The following is a 14,488-nucleotide window of genomic DNA, read 5'->3' as shown; positions in this document are numbered from 1 at the left end:
AAGGACTCTTAGAGGGCGGCGGAATCGGTGGAAAGGTCTTGCAGTTCAAGCGTCAGCGGCGTTGGCCCGGACAGCTTGACCCGTTCATTCGGCCCCAGTGACAGGGTCGCGCCCGTCACGTTCGGCCGGATCGGTAGGTCGGCGGCGTCCAGATCCAGCAGCGACACCAGGGTCACGCTGGCCGGGCGGCCGTAATCGAACAGTTCGTTGAGCGCCGCACGAATGGTGCGCCCGCTCATCAGCACGTCATCGATCAGCACCAGGTGCTGGCCTTCGATTTCAAACGGCAGCTCCGAAGGGCGCACTTGCGGGTGCAGGCCGTTCTGGCTGAAGTCGTCGCGATAAAAGGACACGTCCAGCGTGCCCAGCGGTGACTGGATGTTGAGGGCCTCAAGCAGCGCCTGCGCGACCCACACGCCACCGGTGCGAATGCCGATGAAGCGAGGCTCCTGGATGCCGCGTTTGTTCAGGTGCGCGTCGAGATCAATGGCCATCTGGCTGATCAGTTCGGCAGGATTAGGCAGGCTCATGGTTGCTCCTTCAGGTGCCCCGACGTGCGCTGCACGAACGTCCGGGGTAAAACGAATTCGGTTCAGCGTAGATGGATCAGGTTTCAAACAGCGCGGTGTTGGCTTCCAGCCAGCCTTGCAGCAGCAGCGCTGCGGCGATGGCGTCCACGGGATTGTCCCGGTAGCTGCCGTGCTGGCCGCGAGAGGCGCGTTCGCCTTTGGCTTCAAAGGTGGTCAGGCGTTCGTCGTGGGTGTAGACCGGCAGGTTGAAGCGGCCATTTAGCTTGCGCGAAAACTTCTCGGCACGGGCGCTCATCTCGCTCGGCGTGCCGTCCATGTTCAGCGGCAGGCCGACCACGATGGCATCCGGCTTCCATTCGGTGATCAACGCCTGCACCTTGTCCCAGTCCGGCACGCCGTTCTGCGCTTTCAGTGTGCAGAGCTCGCGGGCCTGGCCGGTGATTACCTGGCCGACCGCCACGCCGATCTGTTTGGTGCCGTAGTCGAATCCCAGTAGCAGACGCAGGCCGGCCATCAGGCGTGGCCCGCCTGGCTGGTCAACAGACTCAGGTTGATGCCCAGTTTGGCGGCGGCGGCGTCGAGGCGGTCTTCGCTTTCGACGTCGAAAAGGATCGCCGGGTCGAACGCGCAGTTGAGCCACGCGTTGGCCGCAAACTCGGCGTCAAGCTGGCCGGCGTCCCAACCGGCATAGCCCAGGGTGATCAGATTTTGATCAGGGCCGTAACCGTCTGCGATGGAGAAGAGGACGTCTTGTGAGGTCGAGAGCGAAATGCCGCCCAGGTCCACGGTCGCCTGAAACACCTGGCCGGAAGGGTGCAGGACAAAGCCGCGATCGGTTTGCACCGGGCCGCCGAGGTGAATGGGCATGTGCTTGCACCGCTCGGGTGGTGGCAACTCGGGGCGCAGTTGTTCGAGAATGTCTGCCAGCGACAGGCTTTGCGGTCGGTTGATGATCAGGCCCATGGCGCCATTGGCATTGTGCTCGACGATGTAGGTCAAGGTCTGAGCGAAGTTCTCATCGTGCATGTGGGGCATGGCGATCAGAAACTGGTGTTTGAGGTACGACGGAGAGACGTTTTTCATGAGCCCTAGTGTGGCGTCGCGGACCTGTTGTGACAACTAGGGGATGAGGCGTATGACGCAAAAACTGTAGGAGCGTGGCTTGTCCCGCGATCGGCGGGGAACCCGTCGCGATGTCAGTGATCGCGGGGTGTCTGACTCAATCAGCAATGGAAGGTGCTGCCGGTGCCCGGCAGATCGCGGGACAAGCCACGCTCCTACAGGGTTGCGGTGCTCAGCGGACAGCGCCTGCCTTTAATTACTCGACAGCTTGTCCCCGCGCGCAAATTTCCAGGTGCGGATGATCTCGAGCCGGTCGATATCGGCCAGATCGCCACTGAACGGCGCAAACGGTGCGGCCAGCCGGACAATCTTCTGCGCCGCCTGATCCAGCAGCGGCTGGCCTGATGACTCCAGAATCAGCACTTCGTACAGCGAGCCGTCTCGATTGATCGACACCATCATCCGCAGGCTGCCGTAGATCTGCTTGCGGCGCGCTTCGTCCGGGTAGTTCAGGTTGCCGATACGCTCGATTTTCTTGCGCCAGTCTTCCTTGTACCAGGCGCCCTTGTCGCGCATGGTCGAGGCCGCACTCAGGCGGTGAATCTTCGGACGCTTGGCGTAGGCCTGCTGCTCATCCGCCAGTTCGGCTTCAAGGCTGGCGATTTCGCTGTTCAGCTGTGTGCTGTCGATGGTCGGTGCGACTTTCTTCTGTTCTTCCGGCTTGACCTCATCGCGCTTGGCGACCGTCTTTTGCGGGGACTGGGCTTTCGTGGCGACAGCGGTCTTCGGCGCGTCCTGCTTGATCACCGGTTTGGCGGCAGGCGGTGGCGTGACCTTGTTGATCTGGTTGTCTTGATACGGAGCGATTTCGGTGGTCTTGGGCACCGCTTTCTTGTCGAGGGTGCCGCTGCCCTGCTGGTTTTCCTGGGCGAGGAAGTCAGCGTCCTTGGGCCTGGTGTCGCTTCTGAAGGGGGCGAGCGTGATCTCGAGGGTCTGGCTGATCTTTTCCGGTTTGACGTAGGTGAAACCGACGCCAAGGATGACCGCCAGATGCACCAGTGCGGCGATCATCAGGGTAAAACCGAGGCGATCGGCAGGGCGCACGCCAGTGCGGGTCAGGGACAGGGGGAGATCATCGTCGACCGCAGCGTTCATCCACGCTCCGGCAGCACATGTGCCAGCATTACTACTCACCTAGCGCAAAAATTCAGGCCGCGCATGATAACGCAATGTCAGGACTTGCCTGGGGTTTGAAACAGCTGGGCCGATTAGTGGGAGGTGCGGTTCCCTTGTAGGAGCGTGGCTTGTCCCGCGGACGGCGGGGCACCCGTCGCAAAACCGGCAAATGCGGTACACCCGATATGCCGTATTCGCCAGATTTGCTGCCGGTTTCCGGCAGATCGCGGGACAAGCCACGCTCCTACAACGTCGCGGCTAGACCTTCTGCAGCTTCTTCTCGATCACATCCATCAACATGCCGCCGATGTCAGTCCCGAACGCGTTGTCGATTTCGCGGATGCAGGTCGGGCTGGTGACGTTGATCTCGGTCAGATGCTCGCCAATCACGTCCAGGCCTACGAAAAGCAGGCCTTTTTCCCGCAGCGTCGGGCCGATTTCGGCAGCGATCCAGCGATCGCGGTCGGTCAGGGGACGGGCTTCGCCACGCCCGCCTGCTGCCAGATTGCCTCGGGTTTCGCCGGCGGCCGGGATGCGCGCCAGGCAATACGGCACAGGTTCGCCGTCGACCATCAGAATGCGCTTGTCGCCGTCCTTGATGGCGGGCAGATAGGCCTGCGCCATGATCTGCTCATGGCCGTGCTTGGTCAGGGTTTCCAGAATCACCGACAGGTTCGGATCGCCGACGCGGTGGCGGAAGATCGATGCGCCGCCCATGCCGTCCAGCGGCTTGAGAATGACGTCGCCGTGCTTCGCGGCGAATTCGCGAATGATGTCCGCGCGACGGCTGACCAGCGTGGGCGGTGTGCATTGCGGGAACAGTGTGGCGAACAGCTTCTCGTTGCAGTCACGCAGGCTTTGCGGCTTGTTGACCACCAGCACGCCGGCGCGCTCGGCTTGTTCGAGCAGATAGGTGGAGTAGACGAACTCCATGTCGAACGGGGGATCCTTGCGCATCAGGATCACGTCGAGGTCGTCCAGACCGCTGTCGACTTCGGCTTCCAGCTCGAACCAGTGGGCCGGGTCGGCGAAGACTTTCAGCGGTTTCATGCGGGCGCGGGCCTGGCCGGCGTCCTGATACAGGTCGTGCTGCTCCATATAGAACAATGACCAGCCGCGGGCTTGCGCTGCCAGGAGCATGGCCAGCGAGCTGTCCTTTTTATAGGAGATGCGCTCGATAGGGTCCATGACGATTCCCAGGCGGATGCTCATGGGTAATATCCTCTGATCGGTAATGGCCACGACAGGCCGAAAATAGGCGTCAGGGTGGCGCCGCGCCGGCTTTGGGTCAAGGGGCAAGGCTTTATGGATTGACCGTGGAGAGTGTGCTAAAAAGGCTCGGCATCCGGTGTCACGCCAGCTGTCTCTGGCGCCTCCCGATGACCCCGACCCAAAACCAGATGCCCGGCAGAAGGCAACCCATCTGATTCGCCGCGGCGATGGTAGAGCAGATATGGAACAGCATTCAGCCCCATTGAAAGTGATGGTCATCGACGACTCCCGGACGATTCGTCGCACCGCCGAGACGCTGCTGAAGAACGTCGGCTGTGACGTGATCACCGCCATCGACGGCTTCGACGCACTGGCCAAGATTGCCGACAATCATCCCAGAATCATCTTCGTCGACATCATGATGCCCAGGCTCGACGGGTATCAGACGTGCGCGTTGATCAAGAACAACCGTGCGTTCAAATCCACGCCGGTGATCATGCTGTCCTCAAGGGACGGGCTGTTCGACAAGGCCAAGGGGCGCATCGTCGGTTCCGATCAGTTTTTGACCAAACCGTTCAGCAAGGAAGAACTGCTCAGTGCGATCAAGGCCCATGTGCCCGGGTTCGTTGCAGTCGAACAACAACTATCTTGATGCCGACCCCCTCGTGCGGGACGGCTGTTTCTATGGGGAAGCACCATGGCTCGAATTCTGATCGTCGATGACTCGCCGACCGAAATGTACAAGCTGACCGGCATGCTGGAGAAGCACGGCCATCAGGTCCTCAAGGCCGAGAACGGTGCCGATGGCGTGGCCCTTGCCCGTCAGGAGAAGCCCGATGCCGTGTTGATGGACATCGTCATGCCGGGCCTCAACGGTTTTCAGGCGACCCGTCAGCTGACCAAAGACGCTGACACCAGCATGATCCCCGTGATCATGATCACCACCAAGGATCAGGAAACCGACAAGGTCTGGGGCAAACGCCAGGGCGCGCGGGATTACCTGACCAAGCCGGTGGACGAAGAAACCCTGATGAAAACCCTGAACGCGGTGCTCGCGGGCTGACCCCCGGCTGACGCTCATGGCTCAGTCACAAACCGCCTTCCAGCTGCTGCTCGATATCGACCAGCGCTGCCGCTCTCTAGCTGCCGGCCTGCCGCTGCAGGAAACCCGACAGCAGGGTTGGGGCGGCATTGGCTTTCGCATGGGCGAGCGCCATTACGTGGCACCCATGGGCGAGATCGACGAAATCCTCCACGAGCCGCGCTGCGCGGTGTTGCCGGGCGCCAAGGCGTGGGTCCGTGGCATCGCCAATCTGCGCGGGCGCTTGTTGCCGATCATTGACCTGTGCGCATTCTTCGGCCACGAGCTCTCGCCCCTGCGCAAACAGCGTCGCGTGCTGGTGATCGACTTTCAGGGTGTGTTTGTCGGCTTGCTCATCGACGAGGTGCTGGGCATGCAGCATTTCAGCGAGCGCAGTCTGATCCTGGAACCGGGGCACGACAGTGAGGCCCGCATTGCGCCTTACCTGCAAGGACGTTTTGTGCGCGAGCAGGCCTGGCAGGTGTTCAGTCCGAGAGCACTGGTCCAGTCGCCGGACTTCATGGACGTAGCGCTCTGATGCCCGCCGGTATTGCCGGGTCAGCGTGCTATATCTTTCCCAGGACCACGCGCGCGCGCACACGCTTGGCACTTACCATTGCTCCAGTCCCTGTAGGAGCCGGCTTGCTGGCGAATGCGGTGGTCCAGTTGCAGATGCGTTGCCTGACACGTCGTGTTCGCCAGCAAGCCGGCTCCTACAGTAGGGGGTGCATGTTCCAATCATCATGTTCCCGGCGACCCTCCCTAAATCGAACATCAGGCGGAGCCCTGAGCAATGAGTAATACCGGCAAGTCACTGGAAGGCGCGCGTAGTCGATCGCAGATCGTCGTGCTGTTCATCTGCCTCATCGTTTTCATCATGCTGCTGTTCGTCAACTTCGCGTACCTCAGCACGCAGTCCAACTACGACAAACAATACATCGGCCACGCCGGCGAGCTGCGCGTGCTGTCCCAGCGCATCGCCAAGAACGCCACGGAAGCGGCGGCGGGCAAGGCAGCGGCGTTCAAGCTGCTGGCCGACGCGCGCAACGACTTCGACACGCGCTGGCAGTATTTGAAGAAAGGTGACAAGAACACCGGCCTGCCTGCTGCGCCCGCTGCGGTGGGCGATGAGCTGAAAGCCGTGCAGACCGACTGGGAAAACCTGCGCAAAAGCACCGACGTGATTCTGGCCCGGGAGCAGACCGTGCTCTCGCTGCACCAGGTCGCGGCGACCCTCGCCGAGACCATCCCGCAATTGCAGATCGAATCGGAAAAGGTCGTCGACATCCTGCTGCAAACCCGTGCGCCGGCGGCTCAGGTGGCGCTTGCGCAACGGCAGTCTCTGCTGGCCGAGCGGATATTGGGCGCAGTCAACACGGTTTTATCGGGCGACGAAACGGCGGTTCAGGCAGCGGACGCTTTCGGTCGCGATGCCAGCCAGTTCGGGCGCGTGCTAAATGGCATGCTCGAAGGCAACGCCACCCTGAAGATCGCTCAGGTCGAAGACCGCGATGCGCGCGCGCGGCTGGCCGAGATCGCCGAGCTGTTCCAGTTTGTGTCCGGGTCGGTCGACGAAATTCTCGAAACTTCCCCGGAGCTGCTGGAAGTTCGCGAAGCGGCAGGCAGTATCTTCAACCTCTCGCAGACGCTTCTCGACGAAGCTTCGGTGCTGGCCAACAGTTTCGAGCACATGGCCGGTGGCCGCGCGGCGTACAGCTATGGCGGGTACATCCTGGGCCTGCTGGCGCTGGCGTCGATCATCCTGATTGGCCTGGTGATGGTGCGCGAAACCAACCGGCAACTGCGCGAAACCGCCGAGAAGAATGAGCGCAACCAGAACGCGATCATGCGCCTGCTCGACGAGATCGAGGACCTGGCGGACGGCGACCTTACCGTGGCCGCTTCGGTCACCGAGGATTTCACCGGCGCGATTGCCGATTCGATCAACTACTCCATCGATCAGCTGCGCGAGTTGGTGTCGACCATCAACCTCACCGCCGAGCAAGTGTTCGGCGCCGTGAAAGACACACAGACAACCGCCACGCAATTGGCCGCCGCGTCCGAGCATCAGGCGTTGCAGATCGCAGCGGCGTCCAACGCCATCAATGACATGGCGACCTCCATCGATCAGGTGTCGGCCAATGCGTCCGAGTCTGTGACGGTGGCCGAGCGGTCCGTGACCATTGCCAACAAGGGCAACGAGGTGGTGCATAACACGATCACCGGCATGGACAACATTCGCGAGCAGATTCAGGACACGTCAAAACGCATCAAGCGCCTCGGCGAGTCTTCCCAGGAGATTGGCGATATCGTTAGCCTGATCGATGACATTGCCGACCAGACCAACATTCTTGCGCTCAACGCTGCGATCCAGGCCTCCATGGCCGGCGATGCCGGGCGCGGCTTTGCGGTGGTGGCCGATGAAGTGCAGCGGCTGGCCGAGCGCTCCTCGTCGGCGACCAAGCAGATCGAAACGCTGGTGCGTGCCATTCAGAACGACACCAACGAAGCGGTGATCTCCATGGAGCAGACCACGGCGGAAGTGGTGCGCGGTGCACGGCTGGCGCAGGATGCCGGTGTCGCGCTCGAAGAAATCGAAGGCGTGTCGAAGATCCTCGCCGCGCTGGTTGAAAGCATCACCAATGCAGCGCAGCAGCAGGCGGCATTGGGTCAGCAGATTTCCTCGACCATGATGGTCATTCAGCAGACCACCACGCAGACCACGTCGGGCACGGCGGCGACCGCCCGGAGCATGGGCAATCTGGCGAAGATGGCCAGCGAGATGCGCCGCTCGGTGTCCGGCTTCACGCTGCCGGCCTCGCGGCACTGATGGCCGGTTTGATGGCTGTTTTGAAAGCCCGTTTGATAGCGCCGTTAATGCACCCGTTAATGCAAATAAAGCAGGGTCAAAGCACAGGCAACCGGAGTCACCATGGCTGACCGTCACGATTACGTGGCCCTGGAGTGGGTCAAAGGCGAAATAGCCGAAACCCTCACACACGCCCGGCAGGCGCTGGACACCTTCGTCGCCCAGCCCCACGACGCCGCGGCGATGGACGAGTGCCTCGAGCTCATCCATCAGGTTCACGGCAGCCTGCAGATGATCGAGTTCTACGGCGCCGCGCTGTTCGCCGAGGAAATCGAACAGCTGGCGCTGGCGCTGAAAGAGGGCCACGTTGCCCAGGAAAGCGAAGCCATTCAGCTGCTGAATCTGGCGATGACCCAACTGCCGGTCTATCTGGAGCGTGTGCATTCCGCTCGCCGTGATCTGCCGCTGGTGGTGCTGCCGCTGCTCAATGATCTGCGCAGCGCCCGGGGCGAAAGCCTGCTGTCCGAGACCAGTCTCTTCTCGCCGCAATTGCTGTCCATCCCGGCCCTGGATGCCGACGCACTGGCCGAGCGCGACAGCCCCGAACTGCCCGCGAAGCTGCGCAAGCTGCGGCAGACGCTGCAAACCGCGCTGGTTGGGCTGCTTCGCGATCAGGACGTGCAGACCCAACTCGGTTACATGGGCAAAGTGTTCGCGCGGCTTGAAGTGTTGTGCGAGGACGCGCCGCTCGAACCGCTGTGGCGCATCGCGTCCGCGCTGGTCGAAACCATGGTCAGCGGCAACTTCACCAACAGCCCGGCGCTGCGCAGCCTGTTCAAGGACGCCGACAAAGAACTCAAACGTCTGCTGGATCAAGGCATCGAAGGCATCAATCAGCCTGCGCCCGACGAACTCCTGAAAAGCCTGTTGTTTTACATCGCCAAGTCCGACAGCGAGGCGCAGAAGATGACGGACTTGAAGGACCAGTATGCGCTGGCCGATGCGCTGCCCCACAGCGCGTTGGTCGCTGAAGAACGTGCGCGCATGGCCGGACCGGATCGCGATGCCATGCGCTCGGTAATCATCGCCCTGTGCGATGAGCTGGTGCGCACCAAGGAGCGGCTGGACGTCTTCGTGCGCGGCGATCGCCAGCACGTCAGTGAGCTGAGTGCGCTGCTGCCGCCACTGCGCCAGATTGCCGATACCCTGGCGGTGCTGGGTTTTGGGCAGCCGCGCAAAGTCATCATCGATCAGATGACCGTGGTGCAGGGCATGGCCCAGGGGCAACGCGCACCCGACGATGCCACGTTGATGGACGTCGCCGGAGCGCTGCTCTATGTCGAATCGACCCTGGCGGGCATGGCCGGAACCGTCAACCAGAGCAGCCCGGAAGAGAGCCGTCTGCCCACAACGGACCTCAGCCAGATCCACCAACTGGTCATCAAGGAAGCGCGCATCGTCCTGCAGCAGGCCAAGGACGTGATCGACGACTACGTCGACGGCGAGCTGGATCGCGCCCGTCTGCTGCCGCTGTCGGAGCAATTGGTTCAGGTGCGCGGCGCACTGGCGATGATTCCGCTGGCGCGGGCATCCGGCCTGCTGGCGGCCTGTAACGACTACATCACCGAGCGCTTGCTGGTCGACACCGAAACCCCGGCTGTTTCGCAGCTCGATCATTTGGCCGACGTGATCATCGGCGTCGAGTATTACCTCGAACGCATGGCCGAAGACCCGGAAGCGCCAGGTGAGCACGTGCTGGATCTGGCTCAGGAAAGTCTCGCCCGGCTCGGTTACTCGCCGGTCCCCGACGCGCTGGACGTGCCGGTGCTCGAAGAAGTCATCAGCGAAGAAGAGCTGCAAGACCTGCATGACCGTCAGGCCCTGGTCAGCCCAAGCCAGACCATCGCCGAGGTGTTGGCCAGCCCGCTGTCGGCGGTCAACCCGCCGGCGCGCAATATGCCGGCCAGCCTGTTGCCGCCGCCGAAGGGCGAGCAGGCGATCGATGACGAGCTGCGCGAAGTCTTCCTCGAAGAAACCGACGAGATGCTCGAAGCACTGCGCGAGTACGTGCCGCGCTGGATTGCCGATCCCGGCAATCTCTCGGCGCTGGGCGAGATTCGTCGTGCGTTTCACACGCTCAAGGGCAGCGGCCGGATGGTGCGCGCGCTGATTCTGGGCGAGCTGGCGTGGTCGGTGGAGAACCTGCTGAATCGCGTACTGGAGCACAGTGTCGAGCCGGACGCGCGGGTCCAGCAGTTGCTCACGGATGTACAGGCCTTGCTGCCGGACGTGATTCGCGATTTCGCCGAAGACGTTCAGCGCCAGCGTGACGATGTTGACCAACTGGCCGCCCAGGCCCACGCGCTGGCCCAGGGCGAAGCGGGTGACGTCGGGCCGACGCATCGGCTGGAGGATGAAGAGGGTTTCGATCCGCAGTTGTTGGAGATTTTTCGTCAGGAAGCCCACACCCACCTGAACACGGTGGGCCGCTACCTCGACGCTGCGCAGGACACTGACGCGCCGGTGTTCAGCAACGATTTGCTGCGCGCGCTGCACACCCTCAAAGGCAGCGCGTACATGGCCGGGGTCTTGCCGATCGCCGAGCTGGCGAGCCCGCTGGATCAATTGGTGCGCGAGTTCAAGACCAACCTGATCGCGGTCGGCCAGGACGAAATCGACCTGCTGCGTGCTGCCGAACCCTTGTTTCATCAGGGCCTGGCTCAGCTGAATGTCGACCCGCTGATGCCCATCGAAGGCGCCGCCGCACTGATTCAACAGGCTCAGGAGCTGCTCGACGCGCGGCTGGCCGATGCGTTGAGCGACGACAGCAATGGCCTGCGCACGCGGCGCAATCCGCAACTGATCGCCAGCTTTCTGGCTGAGGGCATGGACATCCTGCTGGACGCCGACAACTTGCTCAAAGACTGGCGCCAGCACCCCGGCCATCGCCAGGAATTGAATGCGCTGCTCGACGAACTGACCATGCTCGGCCACGGCGCGCACGTAGCCGACCTGCCTCAGGTTGATGAGCTTTGCGAAGCGCTGCTCGACCTGTATGGCGCGGTGGAGGAGAGCAGCCTTGCCGTCAGCGAACGGTTTTTCGACGAGGCCGAAAAGGCCCACGAAGCGCTGATCAACATGCTCGATCAGGTCGCCGCCGGACAGGAAGTTCAGCCGTGCCCCGAGCGTGTAAGCGCCTTGCGCGACCTGCTGGCCGAAGCGCTGGACCCCGGCGCCATGGGCGTTATCAAACGTGATGGCGGTGGGGCGACCAGTATCACGAACATGGAGGAGATTACCGAACATCTCGCTCAACCCGCCCAGCCTGCCCGCGATGATTTCGATCAGGAAATCGTCGAGATCTTCCTCGAAGAGGCGGTGGATATTCTCGACATCGCCGGCCCTGCATTGCAGCGCTGGCTCGACGACCCGGAAAACCCGCTGCCGCTGTCATCGTTGCAACGTGACCTGCACACCCTCAAAGGTGGCGCGCGCATGGCCGAAATCGGCCCGGTGGGCGACCTCGGTCACGAGCTGGAATCGCTCTACGAAGGCCTGATCGACCGACGTTGCGGTTATTCGCCGCAACTGGCCGAGTTGCTGGTGCACAGCCACGATCACCTGTCGCTGATGCTTGAGCAGTTGCAGCACCGCTCGGCCTTGACCAGTCCCGCGCCGCTGATCGAGAAAATTCGCGAGTTTCGTCAGCGCAACTGCTACCTGCTGCCCAATGACGGCCAGACGCGCAACGTCAGCGCGATGATTCACTCGCTGGACGAGCGCGATCCGGAACTGCTGGAAATCTTCCTCGAAGAAGCCGACGACATCATCGAAAGCAGCAGCGCGGCGCTGGTGCGCTGGCAAGCCGATCCCCACAATATGCTGGAAGTCGAAAACCTGCTGCGCGATCTGCACACGCTCAAGGGCGGCGCGCGCATGGTGGAGATCGCACCAATCGGCGATCTGGCCCACGAGCTGGAATCGCTGTACGAAGGGTTGTCGACGGGTGCGCTGAAGAACAGCGCGCTGCTCAACGGCCTGCTGCAGAGCGGCCATGACATGCTCGCCGACATGGTCGATGCCGTTCGCGGTTACGAGCCGTTGCCCAACCCGGCGCTGTTGATCGAGAGCATCGGTCACTACACCGCGTCCGGGACCGCCCGCGAACCTGTCGAAAAACCTCAGGAGGTGCCGGCTCCGCTGCCCGCGCCTGTTGTTGATTCGGCGGCCGCTCAGGCCGAGGCCGACGGCGAGCGTACCGGCCCGGAGATGATCAAGGTCCCGGCCGAGCAACTGGAAGACCTGGCGAATCTGGCGGGAGAAACTTCGATATTCCGGGGCCGGGTCGAGCAGCAGGTCAGCGACGCTCAGGTCACCCTGGTCGAAATGGAAACCACCATCGAGCGGATGCGCGATCAACTGCGCCGACTCGACATCGAAACCCAGGGCCGCATTCTCAGCCGCGACCATCACGTCGATCGGCGTGGTTATGAAGCATTCGACCCGCTGGAAATGGACCGTCATTCGCAGCTGCAGCAGTTGTCCCGCGCGCTGTTCGAGTCCGCGTCCGACCTGATGGACCTCAAGGAAACCCTCGACACCCGCGCCCATGAGGCCGAAACCCTGCTGCTGCAACAGGCGCGGGTGAACACCGAGCTTCAGGAAAGCCTGATGCGTACGCGCATGGTGCCGTTCGAGCGCATGGTGCCGCGTCTGCGCCGGATCGTCCGTCAGGTGTCGGGCGAGCTGAACAAGAAGGTCAAGTTCGACGTCATCAACGCCGAAGGCGAGATGGACCGCAACGTGCTTGAACGCATGGTGGCGCCGCTGGAGCACATGCTGCGCAATGCCGTCGATCATGGCCTGGAGAGCGTCGAGGAACGCCTGGCCGCCGGCAAGTCCGAGTGGGGGCATATCACGCTGAGTCTGGCCCATGAAGGTGGCGACATCGTCATCGAGATGCGCGACGACGGCGCCGGTGTCGACTTCGAGGCCGTGCGGCGCAAGGCGATCAAGCGCGGCATGATCAGCCCGGACGCGGAGCTGAGCGAACACGACATTCTGCAGTTCATTCTGCGCGCAGGCTTTTCCACCGCCGAGACCATCACCCAGATTTCCGGGCGCGGTGTCGGCATGGACGTGGTGTATGCCGAGGTCAAGGACCTGGGCGGTTCGATGGTCATTGATTCCAAAGCAGGAGAGGGCGCGCGTTTCCGTGTCCGTTTGCCGTTCTCGGTGTCGGTCAATCGCGCGCTGATGGTGCAGTGCGGCGAAGAACAGTACGCCGTGCCGCTGAACAGCATCGAGGGCATCGTGCGCGTGATGCCGAGCGAGCTGGAGACGTGTTATCAGTCCGTGCCGCCGCGCTATGAGTACAGCGGGCGGACCTACGAATTGCGATATCTGGGCGAGCTGCTCAATAACGGTCATCCGCCGAAACTGGGCGGCCAGACACAGACCCAGCCGCTGCCCGTGCTTCTCGTGCACGTACACGATCAGTGGGTCGCGGTGCAGGTGGACGCGCTGGCCGGCTCGCGGGAAATCGTGGTGAAAAACCTCGGACCGCAGTTTTCAGCGATACCCGGCATTGCCGGCGCGACCATTCTGGGGGACGGCCGCGTGGTGCTGATTCTCGACCTGTTTGCGCACGTCCGGCGCTTTCACGCCAAGCTGCTCGCCCTGCAGGTCGCCGGTCACGCGCCGGTGCGCCATGTCGAACCCGAACAGGCGCGGCCGTTGCTGGTGATGGTGGTGGATGACTCGGTGACCGTACGCAAGGTCACCGGCCGTTTGCTGGAGCGCAACGGTATGAACGTGCTCACGGCCAAGGATGGCGTCGATGCTATGGCGCTGCTGCAGGAGCACACCCCGGACATCATGCTGCTGGACATCGAAATGCCGCGCATGGACGGCTTCGAGGTGGTCAGCAAGATTCGCGGAGACGACGCATTGAAGCACCTGCCGATCATCATGATCACGTCGCGATCAGGGCAGAAGCACCGCGACCACGCTATGGCGCTGGGGGTGAACGAATACATGAGCAAGCCGTATCAGGAAGCCGCATTGCTGGAAAGCATCGCCCACTGGAGCCACGCCCATGTCTGACACCAAGACCCAAACGGCGCGGCTGACCAGCCTGACCGGATTGCTCATCCCCCTGAGTGACCGGCACCTGCTGTTGCCCAACGTGGCGGTGGCCGAGCTGATCGACTATCAAGATAGCGTCGCGGACCCCGCCGCACCACAGTGGTACCTGGGCCCGATCAACTGGCGCCACCGCAGTCTGCCGCTGCTCAGCTTCGAAGCCGCCTGTGGCAGCCGCGCCCGTGTCGGAGGCCGCGCCCGCATCGTCGTGCTCAACGCCCTCGGCGGGCGGCCTGACCTCAAATTCATCGCCCTGCTGACCCAAGGCATTCCGCGCTCCTGCAAACTCGACAGCCAACTCAGCTACGTCGACGTGCCGCTGGCCGAGCTGGAACTGGCCGCGGTGCAAGTGGGCGAGACCGTCGCGAAGATCCCGGACCTTGTGGCGCTGGAGGAGTGGTTGGTGGAGGCCGGGTTGGTGCAGATGACGCCGGGCCTGTAAGAGCCTCCCAGGCTCTCAAACGCCGCAGGTTG

11 protein-coding genes are annotated in these 14,488 nt (G+C 62.6%); 6 read left to right on the top strand and 5 right to left on the bottom strand.

Going from position 1 to position 14,488, the window contains the following annotated elements; translation table 11 throughout:
* Nucleotides 1-8: 8 nt before the first annotated feature.
* From pyrR to gshB, 5 genes are all read right to left on the bottom strand, one after another.
* Nucleotides 9-530, bottom strand: a complete 522-nt coding sequence (gene pyrR, locus ACQKEN_RS19410) for a bifunctional pyr operon transcriptional regulator/uracil phosphoribosyltransferase PyrR (protein WP_133775602.1) — start codon at nucleotides 528-530, stop codon at nucleotides 9-11.
* A 76-nt stretch (nucleotides 531-606) separates the two neighbouring features.
* Nucleotides 607-1,044: a Holliday junction resolvase RuvX gene (gene ruvX, locus ACQKEN_RS19405; RefSeq protein WP_427687999.1), complete on the bottom strand. Its 438-nt coding sequence runs from the start codon at nucleotides 1,042-1,044 to the stop codon at nucleotides 607-609.
* Nucleotides 1,044-1,613 (bottom strand): YqgE/AlgH family protein, encoded by a 570-nt coding sequence (locus ACQKEN_RS19400; RefSeq protein WP_427687997.1) that lies wholly within the window; start codon nucleotides 1,611-1,613, stop codon nucleotides 1,044-1,046. The genes ruvX and ACQKEN_RS19400 overlap by 1 nt, the downstream gene beginning before the upstream one ends.
* A 231-nt stretch (nucleotides 1,614-1,844) precedes the next feature.
* Nucleotides 1,845-2,747: an energy transducer TonB gene (locus ACQKEN_RS19395; RefSeq protein ID WP_427687995.1), complete on the bottom strand. Its 903-nt coding sequence runs from the start codon at nucleotides 2,745-2,747 to the stop codon at nucleotides 1,845-1,847.
* Nucleotides 2,748-3,026: 279 nt separating this feature from the next.
* Entirely contained in the window at nucleotides 3,027-3,980 is a 954-nt protein-coding gene (gshB, locus tag ACQKEN_RS19390) for a glutathione synthase (RefSeq protein WP_265387938.1), read from the bottom strand.
* A 241-nt stretch (nucleotides 3,981-4,221) separates the two neighbouring features.
* On the opposite strand from gshB, the gene pilG reads away from it, so the two are divergent.
* The 6 genes from pilG to ACQKEN_RS19360 all read left to right on the top strand — a co-directional run bounded on the left by pilG (nucleotide 4,222) and on the right by ACQKEN_RS19360 (nucleotide 14,456).
* Nucleotides 4,222-4,632: a twitching motility response regulator PilG gene (pilG, locus tag ACQKEN_RS19385; protein ID WP_427687993.1), complete on the top strand. Its 411-nt coding sequence runs from the start codon at nucleotides 4,222-4,224 to the stop codon at nucleotides 4,630-4,632.
* Nucleotides 4,633-4,677: 45 nt separating this feature from the next.
* Nucleotides 4,678-5,043 carry a twitching motility response regulator PilH gene (gene pilH / locus ACQKEN_RS19380; protein ID WP_065991171.1) on the top strand — a complete coding sequence of 122 codons (366 nt, stop codon included), beginning with the start codon at nucleotides 4,678-4,680 and terminating at the stop codon, nucleotides 5,041-5,043.
* Between the two features lie 16 nt (nucleotides 5,044-5,059).
* The gene (locus ACQKEN_RS19375) at nucleotides 5,060-5,599 is read left to right on the top strand and encodes a chemotaxis protein CheW (RefSeq protein WP_427687991.1); all 540 of its coding nucleotides are present in this window, start codon (nucleotides 5,060-5,062) and stop codon (nucleotides 5,597-5,599) included.
* A gap of 255 nt (nucleotides 5,600-5,854) precedes the next feature.
* Nucleotides 5,855-7,891, top strand: a complete 2,037-nt coding sequence (locus ACQKEN_RS19370; RefSeq protein WP_427687989.1) for a methyl-accepting chemotaxis protein — start codon at nucleotides 5,855-5,857, stop codon at nucleotides 7,889-7,891.
* 102 nt (nucleotides 7,892-7,993) lie between these two features.
* Nucleotides 7,994-13,975, top strand: a complete 5,982-nt coding sequence (locus ACQKEN_RS19365; RefSeq protein WP_427687987.1) for an Hpt domain-containing protein — start codon at nucleotides 7,994-7,996, stop codon at nucleotides 13,973-13,975.
* Nucleotides 13,968-14,456, top strand: a complete 489-nt coding sequence (locus ACQKEN_RS19360; RefSeq protein ID WP_427687985.1) for a chemotaxis protein CheW — start codon at nucleotides 13,968-13,970, stop codon at nucleotides 14,454-14,456. The genes ACQKEN_RS19365 and ACQKEN_RS19360 overlap by 8 nt, the downstream gene beginning before the upstream one ends.
* Nucleotides 14,457-14,488 lie beyond the last annotated feature (32 nt).

Source organism: Pseudomonas sp. NPDC078416, assembly GCF_050268485.1.
Classification (GTDB): domain Bacteria; phylum Pseudomonadota; class Gammaproteobacteria; order Pseudomonadales; family Pseudomonadaceae; genus Aquipseudomonas.
The sequence above is the reverse complement of the archived record's forward strand: the minus strand, read 5'-3'. Positions and strand labels throughout refer to the sequence as shown.

Excerpts from the sequence above, each read along its gene's own strand:
- ruvX (WP_427687999.1), bottom strand. The coding sequence starts at position 1,044 with ATGGCCGGCCTGCGTCTGCTACTGGGATTCGACTACGGCACCAAACAG.
- pilH (WP_065991171.1), top strand. The coding sequence starts at position 4,678 with ATGGCTCGAATTCTGATCGTCGATGACTCGCCGACCGAAATGTACAAG.
- pyrR (WP_133775602.1), bottom strand. The coding sequence starts at position 530 with ATGAGCCTGCCTAATCCTGCCGAACTGATCAGCCAGATGGCCATTGAT.
- ACQKEN_RS19360 (WP_427687985.1), top strand. The coding sequence starts at position 13,968 with ATGTCTGACACCAAGACCCAAACGGCGCGGCTGACCAGCCTGACCGGA.
- ACQKEN_RS19370 (WP_427687989.1), top strand. The coding sequence starts at position 5,855 with ATGAGTAATACCGGCAAGTCACTGGAAGGCGCGCGTAGTCGATCGCAG.
- ACQKEN_RS19375 (WP_427687991.1), top strand. The coding sequence starts at position 5,060 with ATGGCTCAGTCACAAACCGCCTTCCAGCTGCTGCTCGATATCGACCAG.
- pilG (WP_427687993.1), top strand. The coding sequence starts at position 4,222 with ATGGAACAGCATTCAGCCCCATTGAAAGTGATGGTCATCGACGACTCC.
- ACQKEN_RS19395 (WP_427687995.1), bottom strand. The coding sequence starts at position 2,747 with ATGAACGCTGCGGTCGACGATGATCTCCCCCTGTCCCTGACCCGCACT.
- ACQKEN_RS19400 (WP_427687997.1), bottom strand. The coding sequence starts at position 1,613 with ATGAAAAACGTCTCTCCGTCGTACCTCAAACACCAGTTTCTGATCGCC.
- ACQKEN_RS19365 (WP_427687987.1), top strand. The coding sequence starts at position 7,994 with ATGGCTGACCGTCACGATTACGTGGCCCTGGAGTGGGTCAAAGGCGAA.
- gshB (WP_265387938.1), bottom strand. The coding sequence starts at position 3,980 with ATGAGCATCCGCCTGGGAATCGTCATGGACCCTATCGAGCGCATCTCC.